We start from the raw sequence: 4,689 nt of genomic DNA on the forward strand, positions 1-4,689 counted from the left end.
TGGCATGCCGCCCGTCGGCAGCATGATGAGCGACGACCAGGTCGCCGCGGTGGTCAATTATGTCAGGACCAATTTCGGCAACGACTACAAGGATGCGGTCACGGCTGAAGAGGTCGCGGGCGCACGCTGACACATCCTCGCCGAAGTTGGATGGCGATGATGTGCGAATCCAACAGGTTGGAGCGATTGCTCTAGCAACCGGAGCAGCCGGCACACTTTGCCGGCTGCTCCAATTCCACGCGGCAATGAAGGAGCAAGAAATGACAAAGATGCGGGTTGGCGCCGCCACGCTTGTGGCCGGCCTTTTCCTCACTGGCAGCGCGATGGCCCAAGACGTCGTGCGCCACAAGATCCCGAATTCCGATTTCCCGATCGCCCAGGCCGTTGAAGTGCCGGCTGGCAAGACGACGATCTATGTCAGCGGCGCAGTGCCTTCGGTCGTCGATGAAAAAGCCGAAAAGGGCAGCCTTGCGGCCTATGGCAACACCAAGGCCCAGACGGAAACGGTGTTCAAGTCGATCGAAAAGACGCTCGAGGGTCTCGGCCTCAAGATGGGCGACGTGATCAAGATGCAGGTCTTCCTCGTTGGCGATCCCGAAAAGGGCGGCAAGATGGATTTCGGCGGCTTCATGGAGGGCTACACGCAGTTCTTCGGCACCAAGGAGCAGCCAAACCTGCCGTCGCGTTCGGTGATGCAGGTTGCCGGCCTTGCCGCTCCAGGCTGGCTTGTCGAAATCGAAGTCACCGCCGTTCGACCCTGAACGAAACGGTTTTCGCAGGCTGCTCGGCATCGGGCGGCCTGCGCGCTCGACACGGCTGGACGGATGCGCAAGACTGCCGAGGATCCGGGACAGAAGTGAAACGTGTCGACCGCATGTATGACAAGCTTTTCAAGACCATAGACGACCGGCGTGAAGAACTGGCCGAATTAACGGCACAGCTGATCCGCTTCCCGACAATCAATCCGCCGGGGGATGCATATCGCCCCTGCGCCGAGTTCCTTGGCGACCGCTTGGCCAAGCGCGGTTTTGGGGTCGAATACATCCGCGCCGAGGGCACGCCTGGCGACACGGAGCGATATCCGCGTATCAATGTCGTCGCCCGATTCGACGGCAGGTCTCGCGGCCAGACGGTGCATTTCAACTCCCATATCGATGTCGTCGAAGCCGGCGAAGGCTGGTCCGTCGATCCATTCGCCGGYGTCATCCGCGACGGCCGCGTCTATGGGCGTGGCGCCTGCGACATGAAGGGCGGGCTCGCCGCCTCGATCATCGCGGCCGAAGCCTTCATGGACGTAAACCCGGACTTTCCCGGTGCCATCGAGATTTCAGGCACCGTCGACGAGGAATCCGGYGGTTTCGGCGGCGTCGCTTATCTCGCCGGCAAGGGCTATTTCTCAAAACCCAAGGTCGACCACGTCATCATCCCCGAACCGCTGAACAAGGATCGCATCTGCCTGGGCCATCGCGGCGTCTGGTGGGCCGAGATTGAGACCAAGGGCGAGATCGCGCACGGCTCGATGCCCTTCCTCGGCGATTGTGCGGTCCGCCACATGGGCGCGGTGCTGGAAGCCTTCGAGCAAGAGCTGTTTCCCGCGCTCGACCGCAAGACGACACGCATGCCGGTGGTGCCCGAAGGCGCGCGGCGATCGACGATGAACATCAATTCGATCCATGGCGGCCAGACCGACGACTTCCGCCCCGGCCTGCCCTCGCCCAACGTGCCCGATTCGTGCCGGCTGACCATCGATCGCCGCTTCCTGCTTGAAGAAAACATTCTTGACGTGAAGGGCGAGGTCACCAGCATTCTCGAGCGCCTGAAACGCGAACGTAAAAAATTCGACTACGAAATCCGTGACATCATGGAGGTGCAGCCGCTGATGACCGAGCGCGACGCACCTGTTGCGTCGGCCATTGCCAGGGGCATCCGCGAAATTTTCGACAAGGAGCCGGAATATGTCATCTCGCCCGGCACCTACGACCAGAAACATGTCGCCCGTATCGGCCATTTGTACGATTGCATTGCCTACGGCCCCGGTATTCTCGACCTCGCCCACAGGCCCGACGAGTGGGTGGGCATCGACGACATGGTGCAATCGGCAAAGGTCATGGCCATCGGCCTCGACATATTGCTACGGGGCCAGTTCAACGGCTGAATGGGCAAGCAAAGCTTGCTCGTTCGACCAGGAAATTCATTTCAGCAGCGCCGCTGCAATTGCAACAAACTTGATTTACTCGGCCGGAAAATCGCGCTTCTATCCGGCCGGTCGAAGTTGAGCGGGGAGATTTGAGCATGAAGCAGTGGAAAACCATCCTGGCAGCCGCAGCGTTTGCCTTGGCGTCGAGCACCGCCGCTATGGCCGCCCGCACTGATCTGGTGCTTGGCATGCCGTTGGAACCGCCTCATCTCGACCCGACAGCGGGTGCCGCAGCCGCCATCGACGAAATCCTTTATGCCAATGTCTTCGAGGGCCTGACCCGGATCGGCTCACGTGGCGAAGTACTGCCCGACCTCGCCCAGAGTTGGACCATTTCCGACGACGGCAAGACCTATACGTTCAAGCTACACACCGGCGTGAAGTTCCACGACGGGACCGACTTCGACGCTTCGGACGTGCAATTCTCGCTCAACCGCGCGCGCGGCGAAAACTCGGTCAATGCGCAAAAGGGCCTGTTTGCGGCAATCGACACCGTGGAAGTCGTCGACCCGACCACCGTCAAGGTGACTCTCAAAAACCCGCTCGGCTCGTTCCTCTACAATCTCGGCTGGGGCGACGCGGTGATGGTGGCGCCAGAGACCGCCGACACCAACAAGGCAAGCCCCATCGGCACGGGCCCGTTCAAGTTCCAGAACTGGGCCAAGGGCTCGTCGATCACGCTGGTCAAGGCCGATGGTTACTGGGGCGATCCTATTGCGCTCGACAAGGCCGAGTTCCGCATCATCCCCGATGCGGCCGCAGCGATCCCTGCTTTGCTATCCGGCGACGTCCAGGCGCTGCCCAATTTCGCGCTCGGCGACGCGCTCGCCCAGGTCAAGGCCGATGCGCGCTTCAAGGTCGTCATCGGCACGACCGAAGGCGAGACCGTTCTTGCGACCAACAACAAGCGCCCACCCTTCGACAATCTCAAGGTGCGTCAGGCGATCGCGCACGCTATCGACCGCAAGGCGCTCATCGATGGAGCGACAGGTGGCCTCGGGACGCCCATCGGTTCGCATTTTGCGCCCCACAATCCGGCCTATGTCGATCTGACCGGCACATATCCGCATGATATCGCCAAGGCCAAGGAGCTGCTCAAGGAGGCGGGCCTTCCCGACGGCTTCAAGGCGACACTGAAGCTTCCGCCGGTCGGCTATGCTCGCCAGGGTGGCGAGATCATTGCTTCGCAGTTGCGCGAGATCGGCATCGACTTGCAGATCATTCCGGTCGAATGGGCCGATTGGCTGAAGCAGGTATTCACCGACAAGGACTACGACCTGTCGATCGTCTCGCACACGGAGCCCAACGACATCGATATCTATGCCCGCAAGGACTACTATTTCAATTACGACAACCCGGCCTTCAACAAGCTGATCGACGAGCTCAACCTGACCTCGGACGAGGCCAAGCGTGCCGAGCTTTACAAGCAGGCGCAGAAGATCCTTGCCGACGATGCCGTCAACGGCTTCCTGTTTGAGCTGCCGAAGGTCGGCATATGGGACGCCAAGGTCGAGGGCCTATGGGAAAATTCGCCCATCCAGGCCAACGACCTGACCAAGGTAAAATGGGCGGACTAACGCAATAGTATCCGAGAATTTTGCATGTTCCGTTCCGCAAATCGGCTCCGATTTACGAGAACATGCAACAGTTCTGTGAACTGCGCCGCTCCGCAACTCCTACGAGCTTTCGGAGCGGCATTTTCTCGGGCAGTTTGCGTTCGATGACGGCCTATTTGCTTAAACGCCTGCTGATCGGAATGGCGACCCTCGTGGTCGCTTCGGTCGTGGTGTTTTTGATGCTCGACGTTGTCCCCGGCGATCCGGCGCGGCTGATGCTGGGCATGAATGCCAGTGACGCCCAGGTCGAACTGCTGCGCGACCAGATGGGGCTCAACCAGCCATTGATCCTACGCTATATCAACTGGGCCGGTGGCTTGCTGTCGCTCGATTTCGGAAAGTCCTACACCTACTCCGTGCCGGTGATCGACCTGATCAAGGAGCGCTTGGTCGTCTCCTTTCCGCTCGCCATCATTGCCCTCACCCTGTCCACGCTGATCGCCATTCCCGTCGGGCTGTTTTCCGCGGCGCGTCGCGGCAAGGCCGCAGACACCGCCGCCATGGCCGTGGCACAGGTCGGCGTGGCGATGCCCAACTTCTGGTTCGCGCTGCTGCTCGTCTACGTCTTCGCCGTCTGGCTCAGGCTGGTGCCAGCCGGCGGCTTTCCTGGGTGGAGCAACGGTATCTGGCCCGCACTCAAGGCGCTGATCCTGCCTGCTTTGGCCCTTGCCCTGCCGCAGGCGGCCATTCTCGCGCGCGTCACGCGTGCCGCGCTGATCGAGGTCTTGAGCGAAGACTATATCCGCACGGCCCGCGCCAAGGGCATGCCGATGCGCGCGGTGCTGTGGCGACACGCGCTGCGCAACGCCATGATCCCGGTGCTCACCATCATGGGCCTGCAATTTGCCTTTCTGCTCGCAGGCACCATCATCATCG

Annotated in this window: 4 protein-coding genes; all 4 read left to right on the forward strand. The window is 61.0% G+C overall.

Annotated features, from left to right (window positions below; genetic code table 11):
• Positions 1 to 260 precede the first annotated feature (260 nt).
• A complete protein-coding gene (locus tag AC1DUU_RS23560) occupies positions 261 to 761 on the forward strand; it encodes a RidA family protein (RefSeq protein WP_476785805.1) in 501 nt (166 codons plus the stop codon).
• A gap of 113 nt (positions 762 to 874) precedes the next feature.
• Positions 875 to 2,155, forward strand: a complete 1,281-nt coding sequence (locus AC1DUU_RS23565) for an acetylornithine deacetylase/succinyl-diaminopimelate desuccinylase family protein (RefSeq protein ID WP_476785808.1) — start codon at positions 875 to 877, stop codon at positions 2,153 to 2,155.
• 137 nt (positions 2,156 to 2,292) lie between these two features.
• On the forward strand, positions 2,293 to 3,774 hold the full coding sequence (locus AC1DUU_RS23570) for an ABC transporter substrate-binding protein (RefSeq protein WP_476785806.1): 1,482 nt from the start codon (positions 2,293 to 2,295) through the stop codon (positions 3,772 to 3,774).
• Positions 3,775 to 3,917: 143 nt separating this feature from the next.
• The coding region (locus tag AC1DUU_RS23575; protein WP_476785807.1) for an ABC transporter permease at positions 3,918 to 4,689 on the forward strand (772 nt) is incomplete at its 3' end.

The organism is Aminobacter sp. P4_H6_2, from assembly GCF_056400805.1.